We start from the raw sequence: 21077 nt of genomic DNA on the forward strand, positions 1-21077 counted from the left end.
GGAACTATTGCGATGCATCAAAACCGAGGAGCAGCCGCCGGGAGGCCGTCACCATGTGGGAGTGCATCGTTGCAGTCACCGCGGCGGAGTCCCGCGCCTTTAAGGCGGCGTGAATGTCTGCGTGCTCCTTGAGGGCAGCTGCTGCGTGGCCTTCGTCAGTAAGTGCGCGGTCCACCCAGATCCGCAGGAGGGAACGGATGCTCTGCAGCAGCTCCTGCAGCACCTGGTTCCCCGAGCCCTCGGCGATTTCGCGGTGGAAGGCAGCGTCCGCCTCAACGAAGGCGGCAAGGTCGTCAAGGTTGGCCGCCATGGAATCCAAGTGTCCCTGCATCCGGCCGAGGGCCTGGTCCGTAATCCGCTCAGCGGCCAGCTGCGCGGCCTGCACTTCAAGACCGCTGCGCAGTTCCACCAGTTCGCGGGTCCGGGGCGCGCCGAGCATCATGCCCCAACTGAGTGTCCGCGGCAGTAGTTCCGAGACACCGTCGCGCAGATATGTTCCGGATCCGGGGCGCACCACAACAATGCCCAGTATCTCCAGGGCAGCCAGGGCCTCCCGCACGGCTGACCTTCCAACGCCAAGCGTCGCCGACAGCTGCCGCTCCGCAGGCAGCCTTGTTCCTGGAGCGATGTCCCCGCTGGTGAAGTATGCAAGCAGCCGCTCCGCCACTTCAGAGACAACGGATCCTTGCTCCATTGGTGCGAGAGCTGCGGTCATCTGATGTATCGCAGAGGAGTCTGTTGTCATCTTCTTAGGGTAGCAACGGGATGGCCGGTAGATGTCGCCAGATGCCGAGCCATCAACCGGTTGACCAATTCGGGTTTGGCTCGTATGGTGGAACTCACATGCTTTAGCTGCCGGTTCGGTTCCCGACCCTTCCCGGCCATGAGACAGACCCCAGCCCTACCAGTGACGGAGCGCGGGGCGAATTTCACTATCTAGGAGTCAACGTGGACACCGCACAATCGGTGGTCGAAAAATCAGCAATCAGGAAAGTGGCGATCCGGCTTGTCCCGTTCGTTGCCCTGATGTTCTTCATCAATTACCTGGACCGCACGGCCATATCTTTCGCCGGCCCCAATGGTATGAACGCGGACCTGGCCCTCTCGGCGGCCCAGTTCGGCTTCGCGTCCGGTGTCTTCTTCATTGGCTACATCCTGCTGGAGGTTCCCAGCAACCTGGCCCTGCACAAGTTCGGTGCCCGCCGGTGGCTGGCCCGCATCATGGTCAGCTGGGGCATCGTGTCCCTGTTGTTCACCTGGGTGGGCAACGTGGAGCAGCTTTACGTCCTGCGGTTCATCCTTGGCGTGGCCGAGGCCGGATTCTTCCCCGGCGCCATCCTCTTCCTCAGCCTTTGGGTTCCGTCCCGCCACCGCAGCAAGATCCTTGCCCTCTTCTACCTGGCCCAGCCGCTGACCACCGTTATCGGCGCCCCGCTTGCCGGCCTCCTTATCCAGCAGGACGGGCTCTTCGGACTCGAGGGCTGGCGCGTGATGTTCTTCGGCGTCGCCATCCCTGCCATCATCGTGGGCATCATCGCCTGGTTCTACCTGGCGGACTCCCCCACCACCGCCAAGTGGCTGACTCAGGAAGAAAAGACTTGGCTGACCGGTGCCCTGGCGACGGAAAAGAAGGAAACGGCCGCCAGCAACAAGCACGTCAGTGTCCGCACTGTCTTCGGCAACGGCCGGGTCTGGATGCTCTCTGCCATCTACTTCGGCTTCATCTACGGCCTCTACGCCCTCGGCTTCTTCCTGCCCACCATCATCGCGGGGTTCGAAGGCATCTACGGCACCAAGTTCGATGTCTTACAAAAGGGCCTGATCACGGCCATCCCGTATCTGCCGGCAGCCTTCGCCTTGTACTTCTGGTCCAAGGACGCCACCAAACGCGGCGTCAAGACCTGGCACATCGCCCTCCCTGCCCTCATCGGCGGCCTGAGCATCCCGCTGGCCCTGTTCGCCGGCTCCCCCGTAGCCACCATCGCAGTCATAACCATTACGGCCATGTCGATCTTCGCGGCCCTGCCCAATTTCTGGACGGTGCCCACACAGTTCCTTACCGGTGCCGCAGCAGCCGCGGGCATCGCCCTGATCAACACCGTGGGTAACCTGGCAGGCTTCAGTGCCGGTTACGTCACCGGCTGGCTCAAGGACCTGACCGGCAGCTACACGGTTCCCATGTTCGTCGTCGGCGGCTTCATGCTGCTCTCCTGCATCCTCATGGTCGCACTCAGCCGTGTCCACATGGTCAGCGATGGGATTCGGGCCGAGGCACTGGACTTGGCCGGAGCCGGAAGCCACGCCGAACCGTAACGATTCGAGCCGTAACAAGGCCCGGTGGCGTCCCCCTCCCCCGTGGAGGCCACCGCCCCCCACTACCCCACCGAAACACGACTTCCCATTAATTAGGCCCAGGAGCTTTCCATGACCCGCCTGTTCAACGAACCCGCAGCCTTCGCTGACGAAATGATCGAAGGCTTCGTCGCCTCCCACGGACGCTGGGTACGGCGTGTTTCCGGCGGCGTGGTCCGCAACACCAAAAGCACACCGGACACGGTGGCGCTGGTCATCGGCGGAGGCTCCGGTCACTACCCCGCCTTCGCCGGCCTGGTAGGCCAGGGCATGGCCCATGGCGCCGCGATGGGCAACCTGTTCGCCTCCCCTTCGGCCCAGCAGGTCTACAACGTGGCCAAGGCAGCGGACAACGGTGGCGGAGTCCTGCTGGGCTATGGCAACTACGCCGGTGACGTCCTCCACTTCAATCAGGCCCAGGACCGGCTTCGCCGGGAAGGCATTGACTGCCGCAGCATCGCCGTCACCGACGACGTTTCCTCTGCCCCGCTGGCCGAGCGCACCAAGCGCCGCGGCATCGCCGGGGATCTGACCGTCTTCAAGGTAGCCGCCGCAGCAGCTGAAGTCGGCTACTCCATGGACGCGGTGGCAGATATCGCCGAACGCGCTAATGACCGTACCCGTTCCTTTGGCGTTGCCTTCACCGGCTGCACCTTGCCCGGTTCGGACCACCCGCTGTTCACCGTCCCCGAGGGCAGGATGGCCGTAGGCATGGGCATCCACGGCGAGCCCGGCATCGACGAAACAGACATCCCGACAGCGGACGAACTCGCCGAGCTGCTCGTGTCCAAGCTCCTCACCGAGGTTCCGGACGGCATCACCGCCACTGGCGCACGCGTGGTCCCCATCCTTAACGGCCTGGGCAACGTCAAGTACGAAGAGCTCTTCGTGGTCTACCGCAGAGTGGCACAACTCCTCGCCGAAGCCGGACTGGAGGCGATAGACCCCCAGGTGGGCGAACTGGTCACCAGCTTCGACATGGCCGGCACCTCCCTTACCCTGTTCTGGCTGGACGACGAACTTGAGACCCTCTGGAACGCCCCCGCAGACGCACCAGCCTTCCGCCGCGGCGCTGTCACCGCTGCTGCCCTGGAGCCAAGCGACTCCGCGGACCTGGCCGACGTCGCAGCCTCCATCCCGGACGCAACAGCCGATTCCCGCGCGGGCGCCGCCCGAGTCCTGCACGCACTGTGTGCGGCGAAGGCAGTAGTGGACGCCAACGCCGACGAGCTGGGCCGGATCGACGCTATCGCCGGAGACGGTGACCACGGCATTGGTATGGAGCGCGGCGTCCGAGCCGCCGTCGAAGCCGCAACAGGCGCCGTCGGACGCGGTGCAGGAGCCGCCACCGCCCTCTACATCGCAGGCGACGCCTGGGCGGACAAGGCAGGCGGCACATCCGGCGCCCTCTGGGGCATGGCCCTGCGCGCAATGGGCGATGCTCTGGGCAACACCTACAAGCCCGACGCCAATTCTGTTGCCACCGGTGTGGCGCAGGCGGCCGCCGCCATCATGGAGTTCGGCAAAGCCAAGCCCGGTGACAAAACCCTGGTGGACGTCCTCGTCCCGTTCCGCGACGCCCTCATCTCCGAGGTCGTTGCCGGGAAGTCCCTCACCGAAGCCTGGGGAGCCGCCGCCGTCACCGCCCAGGAAGCAGCCGATGCTACCGCAAACCTGCTACCCCTGATGGGCCGGGCGCGTCCTCACGCCGAAAAGAGCCTCGGCACCCCGGACGCGGGAGCCGTTTCCATGGCACTGATCATCCGGGCCATCCACACCACCCTGGTCGAGAACACCACTATGAAGGAGAAAGCATGAGCACCAAACTGCGCCTGGTCATCGGAGCCGACGACGCCGGTCTCGAATACAAGGAAGCCCTGAAAGCGGACCTGCTGGCCTCGGACCTGGTGGAATCAGTCCAGGATGTCGGGGTGGACGCCACCAGCCACACCCCCTACCCGTCCGTCGCCATCGCCGCCGCCGAACTCGTCGCCGCCGGCAAAGCCGACCGGGCGCTGCTGGTCTGCGGCACCGGCCTCGGTGTTGCCATCGCGGCGAACAAGGTCCCCGGCGTCCGCGCCGTCACCGCCCACGACAGCTTCTCCGTGGAACGCTCAGTCCTGAGCAACAACGCCCAGGTTCTCACCTTCGGCCAGCGGGTCGTCGGCCTGGAGCTTGCCCGCCGGCTTGCCAGGGAATGGCTCACCTACACCTTCGACGAAACCTCTGCCTCTGCGGAAAAAGTCGCCCTGATTAAGGACTACGAAGGTGTCACTTCCTGCTAACAACCCTTCGGCAAACGCCGCCGGAACCACGCCGAAGGCCGTTATCGGTGTCAGCTTGAAGATGTACTTCGGCTACCTGCGCTCGGTGGACTACTGCCGTGACGTCGCCGCCATCGCTGCGGAGCACCCGGCGGTTCAGAGCGGTGACATCGAGCTCTTCGTCCTGCCCACCCTCCCCGTCCTTCCCGAAGCCGCCCGAATTCTGGGCCCGGCGGGAACGGCTGCGGGAGCCCAGGACATCTTCTGGGAAGACGAGGGCGCGTTCACCGGTGAAGTCGGTGGCAAAACCGTGGCTGAACTCGGCGGCCGCTACGCCGAAGTGGGCCACGCCGAACGCCGCCGGATCTTCGGCGAGGACGACCAGATCATCGGCCTGAAGACCGCCGCCGCCTACCGCAACGGACTCACGCCTGTGCTGTGCGTCGGTGAGTTGCAGCAAGGATCCGTGGAGGAAGCCGTGGCCCGCTGCTCGGGCGAGATCGACGCCGCCATCAACCGCGCCCAGTCCCTGGGACCCGCGGGACGGACCATCGTGGCTTACGAGCCGCAGTGGGCCATCGGCGCCCCAGAACCTGCCACGCCGGAATACATCAGCGCCGTCATCACCGGACTGGACGCGCACCTGCGCGCCCTGCCCGGCCAGGCGGACAGCCGCGTCATCTACGGCGGCAGCGCCGGACCCGGCCTCATCACCAAGCTCGACGCCTCCGTGGCAGGCCTGTTCCTGGGCCGCTTCGCGCACGATCCGAACGCGCTGAAGAGCATCCTGGACGAGACCGCCGCCAGGCTTACCGCAACGGAGGTGACGGTATGACCAGCACCGGACAAAGGACAGGCAGGAGCAGGATTGGCCTGAGCAGCTATGCGTTTTTCTGGCAGCTCTCAGACGAGGTCTCCGAGCCACTGACCATCCATCAGGCGCTCGAACGGACCGCGGAACTGGGAGTGAATCTGTTCCAGGTCTGCGATTACGCACCGCTGGAAGCCATGACCGACTCGGAACTGGAAGCCGTCCGGGCCACCGGCGACCGGCTGGAAATCTCCCTGGAACTAGGCACCAAGGGCATCCACCCGGAGCACCTGCGGAAGTTCCTGCACATCGCCGGGATCCTGGGCTCGCCCCTGCTGCGGACCATGTTCAACGTCCCGGGCCACACCCCGACGGCAGAGGAAGCCGTGAATATTTTCGCGGAAGTCCTGCCGGAGTTCGAGTCCGCAGGCGTGAAGATCGCGGTGGAGACGTACGAGCAGGTGCCCACCTCCCGGATCCTGGAGGTGATCCGGAAGGTGGACAGCCCCTTCCTCGGCATCTGCAGCGACCCCGCCAACACCGTCGCGGCGCTGGAAATGCCTCGCGAGGTGATTGACGCCGTCGCGCCCCATGTCCTGAACATGCACATCAAGGACTTCGCGTTCAGCCGCAAGGACGGCTGGGTCGGATTCACGTACTCCGGCGCCCCGCTTGGCGAGGGCCTGCTCGACTACGACTACATGGTCAGCAAGTTCCAGCCCCACCAAAGAAGTATCAACCAGATCGTCGAACACTGGCTGCCCTGGCAGGACACCGAGGCCGACACCATTCGGCTCGAAAACCAGTGGACCCAGCACAGCATCCAATTCCTAAGGAGCAAGTGAAATGTCAGCAGAAAAATTGACCGTCGCCGTCATCGGAGCCGGAGGCAAAATGGGAATGCGCGTCTCCCGGAACCTCCAGAAGAGCGGCCACACCGTCTTCTACAGTGAGAACTCCCCCGCCGGCCAGGAACGCATCAAGGCAGAAGGCCGCGACATTACTTCCACTGATGACGCCGTCAAGGGCGCGGATGTGGTCATCCTCGCCGTCCCGGACACCGTCCTGGGCGTGGTGTCCGAGGGCATCGTTCCCCAGATGAAGGCCGGCGCGATCCTCCTGACCCTGGACCCGGCTGCCGCCTACGCCGGCCTGCTCGCCAAGCGCAACGACGTCGTCCAGGCAGTGGCTCACCCGTGCCACCCCTCGGTGTTCCTCGAGCGGACCACCAAGGAAGAATGGGCCGACACCTTCGGCGGCGAAGGCGCACCGCAGAACGTGGTTGCCGCGATCGACGACGACGCCTCCGCCGAGACCAAGGCAGCCGCCGAGGCCGTCATCCGCACCATCTACGCCCCCGTCATCGACGTCCACTGGGTCACCGTGTACCAGCTCGCCGTCCTCGAACCCACGCTCGTGGAAACCGTGGCCTGCATGATCGGCACCCTCCTGAACGAAGCCCTGCACGAGACCGTCCACACCGTCGGCGTTCCCGAGGAAGCCGCCAAGGCCATGCTGTTCGGGCACGTTCAGATCGCCCTGACCAACGCCCTGCGCGGCTCCAACCCGTTCTCCGAGGCCTGCGAAATCGCCATCCAGTACGGCAAGGACACCATCATCAAGGACGACTGGAAAAAGATCTTCAACGACTCCGAGCTGGACAACGTCATCGCCAAAATGCTCAAACTCGATTCAGTTAAGCGCTGACCCTCGGACAGGGAGTCAAGGCGAGGGTCACGACTCAATGTTTCCCGGGACACCGAAGGCGGGGAATGATACGCGCAACGTGTGAGCGCGGCACCTTACGTCGTAAGACTCGGGCATGTGAGCTCGATCCTGGGCAAGGCCCAAAGAAGTGCGCTATTACCTAAGGAGAATTTGTGGAATGACAAACGTCCAGAAACGGTCCCGGCACCTCAGAGCGAAGTTTTTTCTCATCGCCGCAGCATTGCTAGTGGTGGTTGCTGCCGCGCTGAGCACCAAAGTAATTTCAAGTTCAGCAGATGAAGCGCTGGGACAAGGGGGATTTGATCCGGCGGCATACGCACAAGAGCGATTTGATTCCGATGTTGCCTCAAAAATTCGCGATACTGCAATCGATTTGGCCACCCTCAACACCGAACTCGCGCGGGGAGCGGATCCGGGGCAATTTGGAAATAGTGCCGGCTCAAGCAGCGCATACAGTTTCCCGGTGAAGTTTGAAGCAATTGCCGCAGCGCCGACGGGTTCCATCCTTCCGGTCACCGTCGAAAACGTTCCGGCAAACATCAAGGTCCAGCTCCAGATCGGCCCGGCCATTAATGGGACTGCTCTCCGGGATGCCCCCGGTACCATCCGATTCAACGATTTCACCAATCAGCTCGAATTTCAGCAAATAGCGACCGAACTCAACAACCAAACCAAAAATAAGGTTCTGGCGGAAATCGACACTGCGACGCTCACGGGAAAAACGGTTTCCGTGATCGGTGCTTACACCCGGGTCAACCCAGGGCTGATCTCTGTTGTGCCGGTATCGTTTGAGGTTCTGCCATGACTGCCGTGAAGGCAGACGAAGTCGTTATGCGCGCACGAGGGATCACCAAAGTCTACGGTGCAACGCATGCACTCAAAGGTGTCGATTTTGACATCCGTAAGGGCACGGTCACCGTTCTTTTCGGGGAAAATGGCGCGGGCAAATCGACGCTCATGAAGATACTTAGCGGGGTGGAAACACCCACCAGCGGAACTCTTGAATTGGATGGCGCACCCATCCAGCTGGCCAACACGGTCGAAGCAGCCAGCCGCGGGATTGCCATCATTCACCAGGAGCTCAGCCTCTGCAGCAACCTCAGTGTTCGGGACAACATTTTCATGGGCCGCGAACTTACGAAGAGTAACGGCCTCGTGGACTATGCCGAGGAAAACAAGCGTACATCCGCCCTGATTGCACGGCTGGAAGAGCAGTTGGCACCTGAAACGCTTGTGGGTGACCTGCGGCTGGGACAACAGCAAGTGGTGGAGATAGCGCGCGCACTAGCCAGTGAGGTGCGGGTGCTGATCATGGATGAACCAACTTCAGCGCTCAGCGGCAGTGAAGTGGAAGTGTTGTTCCGCCTGATTGCGGAGCTTACCCGCGAAGGTGTAGCAATCGTCTACATCTCCCATCACCTGGAAGAAGCACTCGAAGTCGCAGACCATGCCGTCGTATTCCGCGACGGTGAGCTCGTTGCGAAGGGCCCACGTGACGACATCGACATCAACTGGGTCATCTCCAACATGGTCGGCCGCAATGCCGATGATCTGGCGCCGGACCTCCTGACGGACTTTGGTCCCGTTGCCCTGTCACTCCGGGACGTGGCGGTGGCCGACCCGTCGAACCCGTCGCGCCTGTCGGTAGACGGATTGTCCATTGATGTTCGGGCAGGGGAAATTGTTTGTCTGTACGGGCTGATGGGCGCGGGTCGTACAGAGTTGCTTGAAGCCCTGGCCGGCCGGGTCCCCATTCAATCCGGCGAAGTCCTCCTCAAGGGCAACGCGATCCGGCATCAAAGCATTGCCGAACGCATCAGCATGGGCATGGCGCTGGTGCCGGAAGACCGGCAGCGCGACGGTTTAGTGCAAACCATGTCAGTTGGAGAAAACGCCTCCCTGGCCGGGCTCCTCTCGTTTGTCCGCGGACCGTGGATCCGCAAAGGGGAAGAATCCCAAGGCATTGCGCGGCAGGTTCAAGACGTGCGCGTCAAGACGGCCGGGCCGGGAGCGGCAATCACGTCCCTGTCCGGTGGAAACCAACAAAAGGTCGTCATCGGAAAAGTTTTAATGACCGAGCCGGAAGTCCTGCTCCTTGATGAACCGTCCCGGGGAATTGATGTGGGGGCTAAGGCGGAAATCTTTGCTCTTATGGCCAGGGAAGCCCGTCGAGGCCTCGCTGTGCTCTTCGCCACATCCGAAGTTGGCGAGGCTTTGGGTGTGTCAAACAGGGTAATCGTGATGTCGAAAGGGCGCGTCGTCAGAGAGTTTGACCCGAAGTTGACCAGTCGGGAGGAACTCATGGTCGCCTCCGGTGAGACAACGAATTCAATGGGAGCGGAAGCATGACCTCTACAGAAACAAAAAGACCGGCCAAGCCCGGAATCTACACCAGCGCAAAGTCGCGGGTGGGCTCTAATAATCTCGACATCACATCTTTGCTTCTCGAGGGCCGGGCATTCATTGCTCTAATTGTCCTGATTATCATCTTCGCGTTGCTCTCCGATGCATTCCTATCTGTCAACAACCTCATAACCATGACGAAGCACGTTGCGTACAACGCAATTCTGGCTCTGGGGATGTTGTTTGTCATACTCAAGGGAGGTATCGATCTCTCCATCGGTTCAACTGTCGGACTGTCCGGCGTTGTCGCCGGGGTTTTACTCCAGGGTTTCAAGATCCAAAGTCTGGACGCAGTCCTTTACCCCCAGGTTTGGGTCGTAGTCCTCTGTTCTCTGGCCGTCGGAACTGCAGTCGGATTTATAAATGGAGCGCTAGTGACGCGATTCAACGTCGCTCCCTTCATAGCAACGCTGGGCATGCTGTACGTCGCAAGGGGTGCAGCGCTCCTGATCTCCAACGGTTCCACCTACCCCAAGCTGGGAGGAAGCCCCGAGCTCGGAAATACCGGCTTCAACCTGCTAGGCGGAAGCTTTTTGGGCGTGCCCGTGGCCATTTGGGTCATGGTCCTTTTTGCTGTGGCAGCTACTCTTATCCTTCGCCGCACTCCATTCGGCCGTTGGGTCTACGCGGTCGGCGGCAACGAACGGGCCGCCGAGCTCTCAGGAGTCCCCGTAAAAAAAGTCAAGCTCCGGGTGTACATGATCAGCGGATTCTGCGCCGCTGTGACCGGTTTGATCATTTCGTCCGAACTGACCAGTGCGGCTCCGCAGCTGGGTGAGACTTTCGAGCTCAACGCCATCGCCGCAGTAGTGATCGGAGGGGCAGCATTGACGGGCGGCCGAGGCAACGTCAGGGGCGTCCTGATCGGCGCGTTCGTCATCGGGTTTCTGAGCGACGGACTCGTTATGGTCGGCGTCTCAACATTCTGGCAAGTCACAATCAAGGGCGCCGTAATCATCCTCGCCGTGATGTTGGACCAGGCACAACAACGCGTTGTGAGGTCAAAGAATGCTGCCCTGGCTGCAGCCAATAAACAGTCCACCAAAGAAAGCATCCCGGCGGACAAAGACGCCGTTGGGACCACGAAATAACAAGATAGGTAGGAACATGAAAAACAAACTCATTGCTGCAGCAGCTGCTGCCCTGGCTGCAGTTGCCCTCACAGGTTGCGGCGGAGGCGGGCAGACTGGCAGCAGCGCTTCAACCCAGGCAACTACAGAGGGTGGCCTGATCGCTATCATCACCCCTGCTCTGGAAAATCCGTTCTTCAAAGCCGAAGCCGACGCCGCCAAGGCAGAAGCTGAAAAACTGGGGTACACCACATCCGTTGCCTCGCATGACGATGATCCCAACAAGCAGAGTGAACTGATCGACGCCGCCATCAATAACAAGGCCAAAGCCATCATCCTTGATAATGCGGGTGCGGACGCCTCAGTGGGTCCGATCAAGAAGGCCGCCGACGCCAACGTTCCGGTTTTTCTCATTGACCGCGAAATCAACGAGAACGGGATCGCAAAGGCTCAAATAGTAGCGAACAATGCCCAGGGCGCCGCCGCCGTCGCAGAGGAATTCGTTGCTGCACTTCCGAGTGGAGGAAAGTACATCGAGCTCACCGGCAAGGAATCGGACACGAATGCCGGAGTGCGGTCGGAAGCATTTGCTAGTGTCCTCTCGCAATATCCGGAACTCGTCCAGTCAGCCAAAGAGACTGCCAACTGGAGTCAGGATGAAGCCTTCCAAAAGGTCGAAACTCTTCTGCAGAGGGACCGAAATATTCAAGGCATCATTGCCGGCAATGACACCATGGCACTAGGAGCTGTGGCTGCCGTCGAAGCAGCCGGGCTGATCGACCAGATCAAGATCGTCGGCTTCGACGGAAGCCCCGACGCCGTAGCAGCGATCAAGAGCGGGAAACTCACTGCAACCGGCCTTCAGCCAGCCGTCCTTATCTCCCAGATGGCTGTCAAGCAGGCAGATTCCTTCGTCAAAACAGGAAAGACCGGAGCCGACGAAAAGCAGTCAATCGACTGCGTCGTCATCAACGCTAAGAATGCTGGAGACTACACCGCCTTTGCCATGAAATAGGTAACACTGGTGGAAAGGGCAGGCCGGTCATCAGGCCGGCCTGCCCTTCCGTACAACCCGGCACGCAACTGCGGTCTTTCACCAACGCCAGCCGATACCGCCGCGGTTCCGCTCCGTAGGCACATTTCACGGACCTGCCGGTCCGGAATTCTGTGCCCGTAGGCGCTTACGCCCTGTTGAGCTCAAGGAAAAGGGGCCGCCGGCCGAGGAAGCCGAAAAATGTCGTGAAACTTGCTCGCAGTATCATTGACAACCGCTCCCCGGACGCGCAAGAGTTTCAACGAACAAAACCGGCTCTTCGTGGTTGATGGTGAAACAGGTTCCGTATCTTGAAAGCTGAAGGGCCCGTAGTCCTGCTGTGATGGATGTTCTCTACGCATTCATCAAGTCAGGAGCTACGAGCCCTGATCGAGCCTACTTCCCCACGCCCCGATGCTGCCACCGCCGTCGAAGCCGCCGCCGAGGCCGCTTGCCCATCGTGGGGCGGATCAGTACCCGTGTGCATCCCGCCAGCCACAACGGCTGCGTGACATCCCTGTCGCCGGGCCGGTCGAAGTGGTCTGGGCCAAGCGGAGATTCTTCTGCGATGAGTACCTTTGCCCGCGCCGGACATTCACGGAGGAGACCTCCCAGGTCCCTCACCGGGCACGGTCCACCCGCCGGCTCCGTGAGGCCTTGATGGCCGCCGTGATCGGACCCGGGAGGGCAGCCGCCGAGGCCGCCGCTTCGTTCGGTGTCTCGTGGTGGCTGGTCCAGCGGGCTCTGGATTCCGCGGCGAAACGCCGCCGAGGGGTCGCTGATGGGCAAAACCGTCGGCAGGGACGGCATCCAGTGCCCTTACCACGGCATCGTCTACAACTCGGCCGGGCGTTGCGCTTCCATGCCGGCCCAGGAAACCATCAACCCCAGCGCCACCGTTCCGTCCTTCCCTGTTATCGAGCGCTACCGGTTCGTCTGGGTTTGGCTGGGCGATCCAACCCAGGCGGATCCTGACTTGATTCCTGATATGTTCCAGATGGACTCGCCAGAGTGGGCCGGTGACGGTGAGACCATCCACGCAGCATGCAACTATCAGCTGGTGCTCGATAACCTGATGGACCTCACACACGAGGAATTCGTGCATTCCTCGAGCATTGGGCAGGACGAGCTCAGTGAATCCGACTTCGACGTAACACACGAGGGCGACACCGTTACTGTCTCCCGCTGGATGCTCAACATCAACCCGCCGGCAGTCTGGGCCAACTACCTGCAAGACCGCTTTCCCGGCTACACCGGCCCCGTGGACCGCTGGCAGATCATTGAATGGCAGTATCCCTCAACAATCCGTATCGACGTCGGCGTTGCTAAGGCCGGAACGGGCGCTCCCGAGGGGGACCGCAGCCAAGGGGTCAACGGCTTCGTCATGAACACCATCTCCCCGGAAACCGACCGGTCCTGCCACTACTTCTGGGCCTTCATGCGCAACTACCGTCTGTCCGATGCCGCAGCCGAACTCTATGCGCTGCTCCGGCTGCTGTCACTCGTTTGTCCAACGTGACTCGGCTCCGGTGAGCAGGAGATAGTCCTCGTCACGTCCCATGACGGTTAGCAGTTCGAGAACCAGATTCGCTGAGGAGGTGATGTGCGAGTTGAACAAGCCCGTCCGGGTCTCCTGCGAAGTCGTTGTCGATGATCACCCGCGCCTCGCGCGGCGAAGGCTTTGTCGTGCTCGCTGTCATGAGGCACTCCTCGTCTCGGTGTGTACGACGGTGTCAGCAACGAGACGGGCCCGTTTGACGTGACGTCGTCTGCAGGGCGGGGTTGATGCTGGGTGCCAAGAGCAACAGCTGTTGAGTGTGGGGATGGGCCGGTCCCAACCTGATCTCGTCACTGTCGCCGAACTCCACAACCTTCCCCTTGCGATGCACCGCAACGCGGCGAGAGATGTGGCGAATGACGGACAGATCGTGCGAAACCAAGGGTAGGGAACCCCTGTCCGTTGTTGGATCTCGATGAACAGGTCCGGGACTCCTGCCTGCGTCGTCGAATCCAGAGCCGAGACCTGTTCGTCGCACACGACGCAGCCGATGACAGCCACCGATTGAACTGGATAACCGCGTAATCTTTGCCGAGGTTGACGCTCTCCTAATGCACGACGGCGGGAATGCCGGCGAGTGCCTCCCGCACCACCTGCTGGACCGGGGCGGCGATGCCCACCACCACGCCGGCTTCGTCGGCAGCGAGTGGTTCCAGCGTAGCGAGCTGGGACTCAAGCAGGGCCGGTGGCATGAAGTGCCCCGACCGGCCTTCCGTCCGTGCCTTCAACACCTCTTTGCTGCCGTGCAGGTGCAGGAAGACGGTGTCCCGAGCCTGGTGCCGGATGGCGTCGCGGTAGCTGCGGCGCAGCGCGGAGCAGGCCAGGACCATGCCGCCGTCGCCCGCGGCGGCCAACTGGCTGCCCACGGTGGCGAGCCACGGCCAGCGGTCCTCATCCGTCAGGGGCGTCCCGGCCGCCATTTTGGCGACGTTCTCCACGGGGTGGAGCGAATCGCCGTCGAGGAACGGGACGCTCAGTTCCCGTGCGACGAGGTCGCCGATGGTGGTCTTGCCGCAGCCGGAGACGCCCATCACGATGACGCGGAGCTTGGGCTGCCCGGCCTGGGGGTTGGGAGTATTCACCAGTCGTGGACCGTTCCGTCGATGAGGCGGTTGTAGGGCAGGTACGCCTGCTGGTAGGGGTGGGCCGCCGCGGCTTCTTCGTTGAATTCGACGCCGATGCCGGGCTTGTCGCCGGGGTGCAGGTAGCCGTCTACGAAGGTCATTGACTGTTCGAAGACCTCGTTGGTCTTGTCCGAGTGCTGCATGTATTCCTGGATGCCGTAGTTGTGGATGGCCAGGCCCACGTGCAGCTGCGCGGCGAAGCCCACCGGGGAGATGTCGGTGGGGCCGTGGAAGCCGGACTTGATCTGGTACTGCGCGGCGAAATCCATCACCTTCTTCAGCGGCGAGATCCCGCCGAAGTGCGTGGACGCCGCCCGCACGTAGTCGATCAGCTGTTCCTTGATGATGGTCTGGAAGTCCCAGACGGTGTTGAAGATTTCACCGATGGCCAGCGGGGTGGTGGTGTGCTGCCGGACCAGGCGCAGGCCCTCCTGGTTCTCGGCCGGGGTGCAGTCCTCGAGCCAGAACAGGTCGTAGGGTTCCAGTGCCTTGCCCAGCTTGGCGGCCTGGATGGGGGTCATGCGGTGGTGGCCGTCGTGCAGCAGCGGGATTTCCGGGCCGAACTCGTTCCGGACCGCCTCGAACACGGTGGGCAGGTGGCGGAGGTAAGCGCGGGTATCCCAGTCCTCCTCCACCGGGAACGCGCCGCGGCCGGCGGGCTCGTAGTCGTAGCGCTCACCGGAGGCCTGGGCCTGTGCAGCCACCCCGTAGACGGCCTTGATGCCCGGCACCGCGGTTTGGATCCGGATAGACTTGTACCCGAGTTCCAGGTGTTCACGGACGGAATCGAACAGGGCCGGCAGGTCCGCGCCCGAAGCGTGGCCGTAGGCGCGCAGCCCGTTGCGGGATGCCCCGCCCAGGAGCTGGTACACCGGCATGCCGGCCATCTTGCCCTTGATGTCCCACAAGGCCATGTCGACGGCGGCGATCGCAGCCATGGTCACCGGGCCCCGGCGCCAGTAGGAGGACCGGTAGAGGAACTGCCAGGTGTCCTCGATGCGGTGCGGGTCCTTGCCGATCAGCAGCTGCGCAACGTGTTCCTTGAGGTAGGCTGCGACGGCGAGCTCGCGGCCGTTCAGCGTGGCATCACCGATACCTGTCACGCCGTCCTCGGTGGTGATCCGGAGGGTCACAAAGTTCCGGGAGGGACTGGTCACGAAGACTTCGGCGGCAATGATTTTCATGGTGGTTCCTTTCGTTCGGCAATCCTTTGCCGGGACTCGATTAGTAGTTGGGAGGAGACGGTTTGTTCCGAAATACCGGGACAGCCGGCCGTCTAGGAGGTTCGTTGGACCGGAACGCCGGTGAACGTTCCGGACAGGCTTTGGAGCAGTTCCACCACGGCAGCGTCCTCGGCCAGCACGGGGTCGACGACGGCCAGCAGTGCCTGGATGCGTTCAGTTCCGGAAAGTCGGTTCGCCGTTGCCACTTCGCCACCCAGCGGGTCCTGGAAGGCAGCACGTGCCGCGCTGCAGTCCATCCATGCTGAGATCAACAGCGCGGCGGCGGCCCCTGACCTGCCGGCGGCGCGTTCCGCCTGGAGGACCGGAACGGCGCGCATCCGCAGCTTGGTGCTGCCATCCATGGCGATCTGTGAGAGGTTGTGGGCGATCCTTGCGTTGCTGAACCGCGCCAGCAGTGCGGCACGGTAGGCAGGGATCTGCAGCTCCCCGGCGGGGAGGTTGGCCTCGGCCTCGTCCCAGAAGGATTCCACGGCCTGGCGGCACAGCGGGTCAGAGAGCGCCTCCGCCACCGTGCTGTGGCCGCGCAGTTGCCCGGCGTAGGCCAGCAGGGAATGCGCGCCGTTGAGCAGCCACAGTTTTCGGTTTTCGTAGGGCTCGATGCCTGCCACGAAGAGGGCGCCAGCGTCTTCCCAGCGCGGGCGGCCGGCAGGGAAGTCACCGCTCAGCACCCAGCTGGAGAAGGGTTCGGCCACTACTGGTGAGTTGTCCCGGTAGCCGCAGGTTTTTTGGACCTTCGCGATGTCCTCATCTGTGGTCCTTGGGGTGATGCGGTCCACGGAGGTGCTGACGAAGCTGACGTTGGCGTCGATCCAGCCAGCGAGCCCGGCATCGAACGCGCTGGCGAATTCGGCCACGGCCTGGCGCGCAACCTCGCCGTTGTTTGAAAGGTTGTCGCAGCACACCACGGCGATGGGCCCGGACCCGGCGTCCCGGCGGGCGGCGAGTGCCAGCACCAGCCGTCCCAGCGGCGTGGCCGGGTTTCCGCTGCCGGAACCCAGCAGTGCAAGGTCGGTGGCGACGTCGGGCGCTGCTGTGTCGAATTTTCCGTCGGCACCCAGCCCGTAGGCGGCCTCGGTGATCGTCAGCGTGACCACCGCAGTGCCGGGCGCAGCTAGCAGCTCCGCAAGCCGAGCGATGTCCGCGCCGTCCACCGCCTCGACGATGCTGCCAACCACCGTGAAAGAGTCGCCAGTGTCTGCCCGCTCCACCAGGGTGTACAGCCCGTCCTGCTCAGCAAGCGCGGCGGCGGCGCCTGGACGGCGGCCGGTGAAGGCGGCAATTCCCCACTCCGCGGCATCCCCTGCCTGCTGGGTGTACCACGCCTGGTGGGAGCGGTGGAAGGCGCCCAATCCCAGGTGGACAATGCGCACCGGAGCCTTCGGGTCCGGGCGGAGTGCACGGTCCAACTGCGGAAAACCCGCAGCGGGAGCGGCGGAGGGCGGTGCGGAAGTTGGGGTGCGCAATTCAGTGCTCACAGCTTGAACACCCGCCGGGGTGAACTGTCCACGATGTCCACGATGAGTTCGTGCGCGCGGTCTTCGCTGACCCGGTGTTCCGCTACAAGCCGGGCCAGGAAGGAGGCCTCGATCCGGCGGGAGGCGTCGTGCCGGGCCGGAATGGAGCAGAAGGCCCGCGTATCGTCGATGAACCCCGAGGAACGGGAAAAGCCCGCGGTCTCGGTAACGGCGGAGCGGAACCGAAGCATCGCGTCCGGGGCGTCCAGGAACCACCACGGGGCACCGATATAGACAGACGGGTAGAAGCCTGCCAGCGGGGCGAGTTCGCGGGAGAACACGGTTTCGTCCAACGTGAAGAGCACCAGGTGGAAGTCCTTCGCGGTGCCGAAGTCCTGCAGGACCGGCCGGATGGCCTCCGTGTAGTTGATGGCGAACGGAATGTCGTGCCCGGTGTCCGCGCCGAAGGCCTGGAACGTGGGCTCGTGGTGGTTGCGGTAAGACCCGGGATGGATGGTCATCACCAAGCCGTCCTCCACGGACATCCGGGCCATCTGGTACATCATGTGGGCTTCGAAGTCGGCGCGATCCTGGGCCGTGGCCTTGCCTGAGCGGGCGCGGTCGAACAGTTTCGCGGCATCGTCGGCGTCCAGCTTCAACGTCGCCGGCGTCAGCACGCCGTGGTCAGCCGAGACGGCACCGTGCTCCACGAAATAACGACGCCGGTTTTCCAGCGCGGTGAGGTAGGCACCGTAGCCTGTGCCGCCGTCGCCCGCTGCCGCGATGAGCCGGTCCACGTTTTCGGACCACGCTGGGTTGGCGATGTTGAGGTAGGCGTCGGGGCGGAAGGTGGGCAGGACACGGCCGTGGAAGCTGGGGTCCTGGGCGAGGGCCTTGTGGCTTGCCAGGCTGTCGAGGGGATCGTCCGTGGTGGCGAGGACCTCGATGTTGAAGTCCTTGAACAGCTCCCGCGGCCGGAACCCTGGCTCCTGGAGCTTGGCGGAGATGGCGTCGTAGCTGGCATCGGCTGTGTCCTCGCTGAGCTCCCCCGCCAGGCCGAAGACGCTGGAGAACTGCGTGCGGAGCCAGTACCCGGAGGCGGTGCCTTCGAACAGGGGCCAGGCTTTGCAGAACTCGCGCCACACAGCACGGCTATCCGGCTGCGACGTGTTGGATTCCCGGAGCCGGTCCAGCGGAACGCCGCTGGCGTGGATCAGGCGCGTGACGTAGTGGTCCGGGCTGACCAGCAGCACCGCCGGGTCCGGGAAGGGGGTGTTCTGCTCGATGACAGCGGCGTCAACGTGTCCGTGCGGGGAGATGATGGGGAGGTCCTGGACGCGCTGGAGGAGTTCCCGCGCGATGGTGCGGGTTCCGGGATCAGCGGACAGGAGCCGGTCTGGGTTGGCAGCAATCGACTGTGACATGGGTCAATAATCCGGGTTGGCTGCCATCCTTGTCAACCGGTTGCCAAAACTTGCCATTGCTGTTTTGGTCTCGAAGGTTCAGTGTACGGTGAGGGCCCGTCCGCTGGAGCCGCGCAACACCAGTTCCGTTTCCACATGCAGGGTCCCGGCGGGTTCCCCGTTCCCGTGCAGCAGGTCGAGCAGCCGGGTGGCGGCGCCGGAGCCGCACTCCCCCAAAGGCGAACGTACGGTGGTCAGTGGCGGGGTGGTGAAATCGGCACCGAAAATGTCGTCGAAGCCTACGATGCTGATCTGGTCCGGCACCACCATGCCGCCGGCCTGCAGTTCCTGCATCAGCCCAATGGCCAACAGATCGTTGTAGGTCAACACCGCTGTGGCCCCGGTGGCCAGCACGTCGCGCGCCACCTGCCTGCCGCCGTCGACCGTTGGTTTGCTGGACTCCACGCGCACGGCTTCAAGCCGCGACCATTCGCACGCAGCCTGCATCCCTTCCCACCGACGTGCCGACATCCAGGACCGGGCAGGGCCTGCCACGAAGGCGACCCTTTTATGGCCGTTGCCGGCGAGGCTGCGGACTGCTTCGCCGATACCCTTCCGGACATCGGGAATGACGCAAGGGACGCCCTGCACCTCGCGATTGATGACCACTACGGGTTTATCCCGGGAAAGGGCACGGATATCGTCGTCGTCCATGCGGGGGCTGGCGAGGATCAGGCCGTCGGCGGTGCTCAGCACCCGTCGGGCCGCGGTCAGTTCGGTGGCGGCTGATTCCGCGGATTCGGCTAGCACCAGGGTGTAGTCACGCTGGCTACCGGTGGTCTGGGCGCCGCGGATGATGTCGAAGAAGGTGGGATTGGTGATGTCCGCAACGATCAACCCGAACGTGTTGGTCCGGCCGGTGGGCAGGGCACGGGCGAACGGGTTGACCTGGTAGTTCAGCTGGGTCGCTGCGTCCTCGATGAGTTTCTGCGTCTTTGCGCTGACCCTGCCGGGCTTACTGAGGGCACGGGAAACGGTGGAGGGATTGACGCCAGCCACCTTGGCGATGTCGTAGATGGTGGCGTTGGCTTTCCCGTTCCGGGTGTGCTTTTTCGCCGGGTCCGGGGATGCGGCCGCCTCCGGCGTCTTGGAATCAGTCACCGCCCCATCCTAACGAGGAACTATCGCACGTTGGCCAGCGGTTGCCAGCAGCTACGGCTCGTCCGGCATGCAGGGGAGCTCGGCAACTTGGTTAACAGAAGGCAAGGCTACAAGTTATTCAAAAATGACCCGGGCCCTATTGTCGTCCGGGTGTTAGGAAGTTTTTATGGTCACCACTGCGGGGCGGGAAGCGGATGCTTCGGCCATTAGCCCTGTTTGTGACGTTGCGACTTTCCGCGACATCGGTTTGCGGGTGACTTCCTTGTCCCAAGCGGCGACGACCAGAAGCCCAGGGGGTAGCCGAGGACCTTGTTCGTTGTGGAGCTCTGGATGCTGGCAGCAGTCATGGTTTTCCTTAGGTGTACAACAGTCAGGGCCCCATCATTGTTGTGTTCACGCTTGGCCCTTCCCCAGTGGTTCGTCTTTGATGCAGCGGCCCTTACTCTGGATAGGTCGCTATACGCTTGACTGACAGGTGTTACGTAGTGTGCCGATCGCTGAAATTGTGGCTTCGACGACGTCTCCCGGGCCTAGCCATCGCTGCCACTTTCCACCGTTGCCCGCCGGGCTCCCAGTGAGGATGATATCGCCGGGGAGCAGAGTGGTGATGGCTGATGCTTCGGCGATAAGAGTCGGTACGTCGAAGAGCATATTGCCGGCCCGGTCGTGCTGCATCCGCTGACCGTTGAGATCCAGCGTAATTTCCAAGTCACGGTAGTCGCCGAGTACATCGACGGGAACAATGAAGGGCCCGAGGGGCAGGAAGGTAGGCCTGTTCTTGGACCGCCACCAGTCACCGCCTAAAGGTCGGTGCTCTGCAGGGAACTGCAGGTCGCGGGCGCTGACGTCGTTGGCCACCGTGTAACCGGCCACGTGCCCAAGAGCGTCGTCCCGGGAGACATTGGTCGCCGGCGATCCGATGACGATTGTGAGCTCCGCCTCCCAGTCTGTTTGTTTTGATTCCGGCACCAGGAGGATGTCGTCGTCGGCTCCGCACATGGCAGAGGTTGCGCCGGCGAAGAAGAAGGGGCTGCCTGTGCGGGCCCGTTCATCCATCATTTTTTCGGCTGCTTTTAGCAGCTGTTCCTCTGTGCGGTCGTCATCCCCGGCTTTGCCCGACACGATGATTTCCGCGACATGGGATCGGTAGTTGGCTCCTGCCTGGAAGATGTGGCGTGGTTGCAAGGGCGGCAGTAGGCGCACGTCTGATAGTGGAATACCAGTCTTTCTGGCTGTTTCGGCGAGGCCGGCCAGCTGCGGACGCACGGCGTCCCAGTTTTCCAAGAGGTCCCGGACTGCCGCCGGACCAGGAACCAGCTGGTCGGGGGCCAGACGGAGCACGCGGTCACCTGCTACAAGGCCGGCGAATTGTTCGCCGTCCCTTGAGAAGGTGCCCAGGCCATAATGCTCGACCCATCTGTTCATTTTCTTATCCTCCGTGGAACTGATTGAGTTATCCGGAGCGGCAACAC

17 protein-coding genes and 2 pseudogenes are annotated in these 21077 nt (G+C 62.9%); 12 read left to right on the plus strand and 7 right to left on the minus strand.

Annotated features, from left to right (window positions below; all coding sequences use genetic code 11):
* Positions 1-4: 4 nt before the first annotated feature.
* Positions 5-715 carry a FadR/GntR family transcriptional regulator gene (locus tag ACWA13_RS15470; protein WP_463935057.1) on the minus strand — a complete coding sequence of 237 codons (711 nt, stop codon included), beginning with the start codon at positions 713-715 and terminating at the stop codon, positions 5-7.
* A 233-nt stretch (positions 716-948) separates the two neighbouring features.
* Between ACWA13_RS15470 and ACWA13_RS15475 the strand changes: the two genes are divergently transcribed.
* From ACWA13_RS15475 to ACWA13_RS15530, 12 genes and pseudogenes are all read left to right on the plus strand, one after another.
* Positions 949-2313 carry an MFS transporter gene (locus ACWA13_RS15475; protein ID WP_463935058.1) on the plus strand — a complete coding sequence of 455 codons (1365 nt, stop codon included), beginning with the start codon at positions 949-951 and terminating at the stop codon, positions 2311-2313.
* 111 nt (positions 2314-2424) lie between these two features.
* Positions 2425-4170, plus strand: coding sequence for a dihydroxyacetone kinase family protein (locus ACWA13_RS15480; protein WP_463935059.1), 1746 nt, complete (start codon positions 2425-2427; stop codon positions 4168-4170).
* Positions 4167-4637 (plus strand): ribose-5-phosphate isomerase, encoded by a 471-nt coding sequence (locus tag ACWA13_RS15485; RefSeq protein ID WP_463935060.1) that lies wholly within the window; start codon positions 4167-4169, stop codon positions 4635-4637. Before ACWA13_RS15480 ends, ACWA13_RS15485 begins: the two co-directional genes overlap by 4 nt.
* Positions 4621-5451 carry a triose-phosphate isomerase family protein gene (locus tag ACWA13_RS15490; RefSeq protein WP_463935061.1) on the plus strand — a complete coding sequence of 277 codons (831 nt, stop codon included), beginning with the start codon at positions 4621-4623 and terminating at the stop codon, positions 5449-5451. Before ACWA13_RS15485 ends, ACWA13_RS15490 begins: the two co-directional genes overlap by 17 nt.
* Positions 5448-6272 (plus strand): sugar phosphate isomerase/epimerase family protein, encoded by an 825-nt coding sequence (locus tag ACWA13_RS15495; RefSeq protein WP_463935062.1) that lies wholly within the window; start codon positions 5448-5450, stop codon positions 6270-6272. The genes ACWA13_RS15490 and ACWA13_RS15495 overlap by 4 nt, the downstream gene beginning before the upstream one ends.
* 1 nt (position 6273) lies before the next feature.
* Positions 6274-7134 (plus strand): phosphogluconate dehydrogenase C-terminal domain-containing protein, encoded by an 861-nt coding sequence (locus tag ACWA13_RS15500; RefSeq protein ID WP_463935063.1) that lies wholly within the window; start codon positions 6274-6276, stop codon positions 7132-7134.
* A gap of 178 nt (positions 7135-7312) precedes the next feature.
* Positions 7313-7960 (plus strand): DUF2291 family protein, encoded by a 648-nt coding sequence (locus ACWA13_RS15505; RefSeq protein WP_463935064.1) that lies wholly within the window; start codon positions 7313-7315, stop codon positions 7958-7960.
* Complete coding sequence (locus ACWA13_RS15510; RefSeq protein ID WP_463935065.1) at positions 7957-9504, plus strand: sugar ABC transporter ATP-binding protein; 1548 nt, start codon at positions 7957-7959, stop codon at positions 9502-9504. Before ACWA13_RS15505 ends, ACWA13_RS15510 begins: the two co-directional genes overlap by 4 nt.
* Entirely contained in the window at positions 9501-10649 is a 1149-nt protein-coding gene (locus ACWA13_RS15515; protein WP_463935066.1) for an ABC transporter permease, read from the plus strand. The genes ACWA13_RS15510 and ACWA13_RS15515 overlap by 4 nt, the downstream gene beginning before the upstream one ends.
* A gap of 16 nt (positions 10650-10665) precedes the next feature.
* Positions 10666-11643 carry a substrate-binding domain-containing protein gene (locus tag ACWA13_RS15520; protein WP_463935067.1) on the plus strand — a complete coding sequence of 326 codons (978 nt, stop codon included), beginning with the start codon at positions 10666-10668 and terminating at the stop codon, positions 11641-11643.
* A gap of 404 nt (positions 11644-12047) precedes the next feature.
* Positions 12048-12420, plus strand: a pseudogene (locus ACWA13_RS15525) (helix-turn-helix domain-containing protein); the annotation flags it as partial.
* Positions 12421-12445: 25 nt separating this feature from the next.
* A pseudogene (locus tag ACWA13_RS15530) lies at positions 12446-13180 on the plus strand (aromatic ring-hydroxylating dioxygenase subunit alpha); the annotation flags it as partial.
* 587 nt (positions 13181-13767) lie between these two features.
* Here ACWA13_RS15530 and ACWA13_RS15535 read toward each other — a convergent pair.
* The 6 genes from ACWA13_RS15535 to ACWA13_RS15560 all read right to left on the minus strand — a co-directional run bounded on the left by ACWA13_RS15535 (position 13768) and on the right by ACWA13_RS15560 (position 21030).
* Positions 13768-14301, minus strand: coding sequence for a gluconokinase (locus tag ACWA13_RS15535; RefSeq protein ID WP_463935068.1), 534 nt, complete (start codon positions 14299-14301; stop codon positions 13768-13770).
* Positions 14298-15527, minus strand: coding sequence for a D-mannonate dehydratase ManD (gene manD / locus ACWA13_RS15540; RefSeq protein ID WP_463935069.1), 1230 nt, complete (start codon positions 15525-15527; stop codon positions 14298-14300). Before manD ends, ACWA13_RS15535 begins: the two co-directional genes overlap by 4 nt.
* Before the next feature lie 92 nt (positions 15528-15619).
* Entirely contained in the window at positions 15620-16993 is a 1374-nt protein-coding gene (locus ACWA13_RS15545) for a mannitol dehydrogenase family protein (protein ID WP_463937951.1), read from the minus strand.
* A 65-nt stretch (positions 16994-17058) separates the two neighbouring features.
* Complete coding sequence (gene uxaC, locus ACWA13_RS15550) at positions 17059-18465, minus strand: glucuronate isomerase (RefSeq protein ID WP_463935070.1); 1407 nt, start codon at positions 18463-18465, stop codon at positions 17059-17061.
* 78 nt (positions 18466-18543) lie between these two features.
* Positions 18544-19605: a LacI family DNA-binding transcriptional regulator gene (locus ACWA13_RS15555; RefSeq protein ID WP_463935071.1), complete on the minus strand. Its 1062-nt coding sequence runs from the start codon at positions 19603-19605 to the stop codon at positions 18544-18546.
* 456 nt (positions 19606-20061) lie between these two features.
* Complete coding sequence (locus ACWA13_RS15560) at positions 20062-21030, minus strand: fumarylacetoacetate hydrolase family protein (RefSeq protein ID WP_463935072.1); 969 nt, start codon at positions 21028-21030, stop codon at positions 20062-20064.
* Positions 21031-21077: the final 47 nt, after the last annotated feature.

The sequence above is a fragment of the Pseudarthrobacter sp. TRD_SC_9 genome (assembly GCF_055361265.1).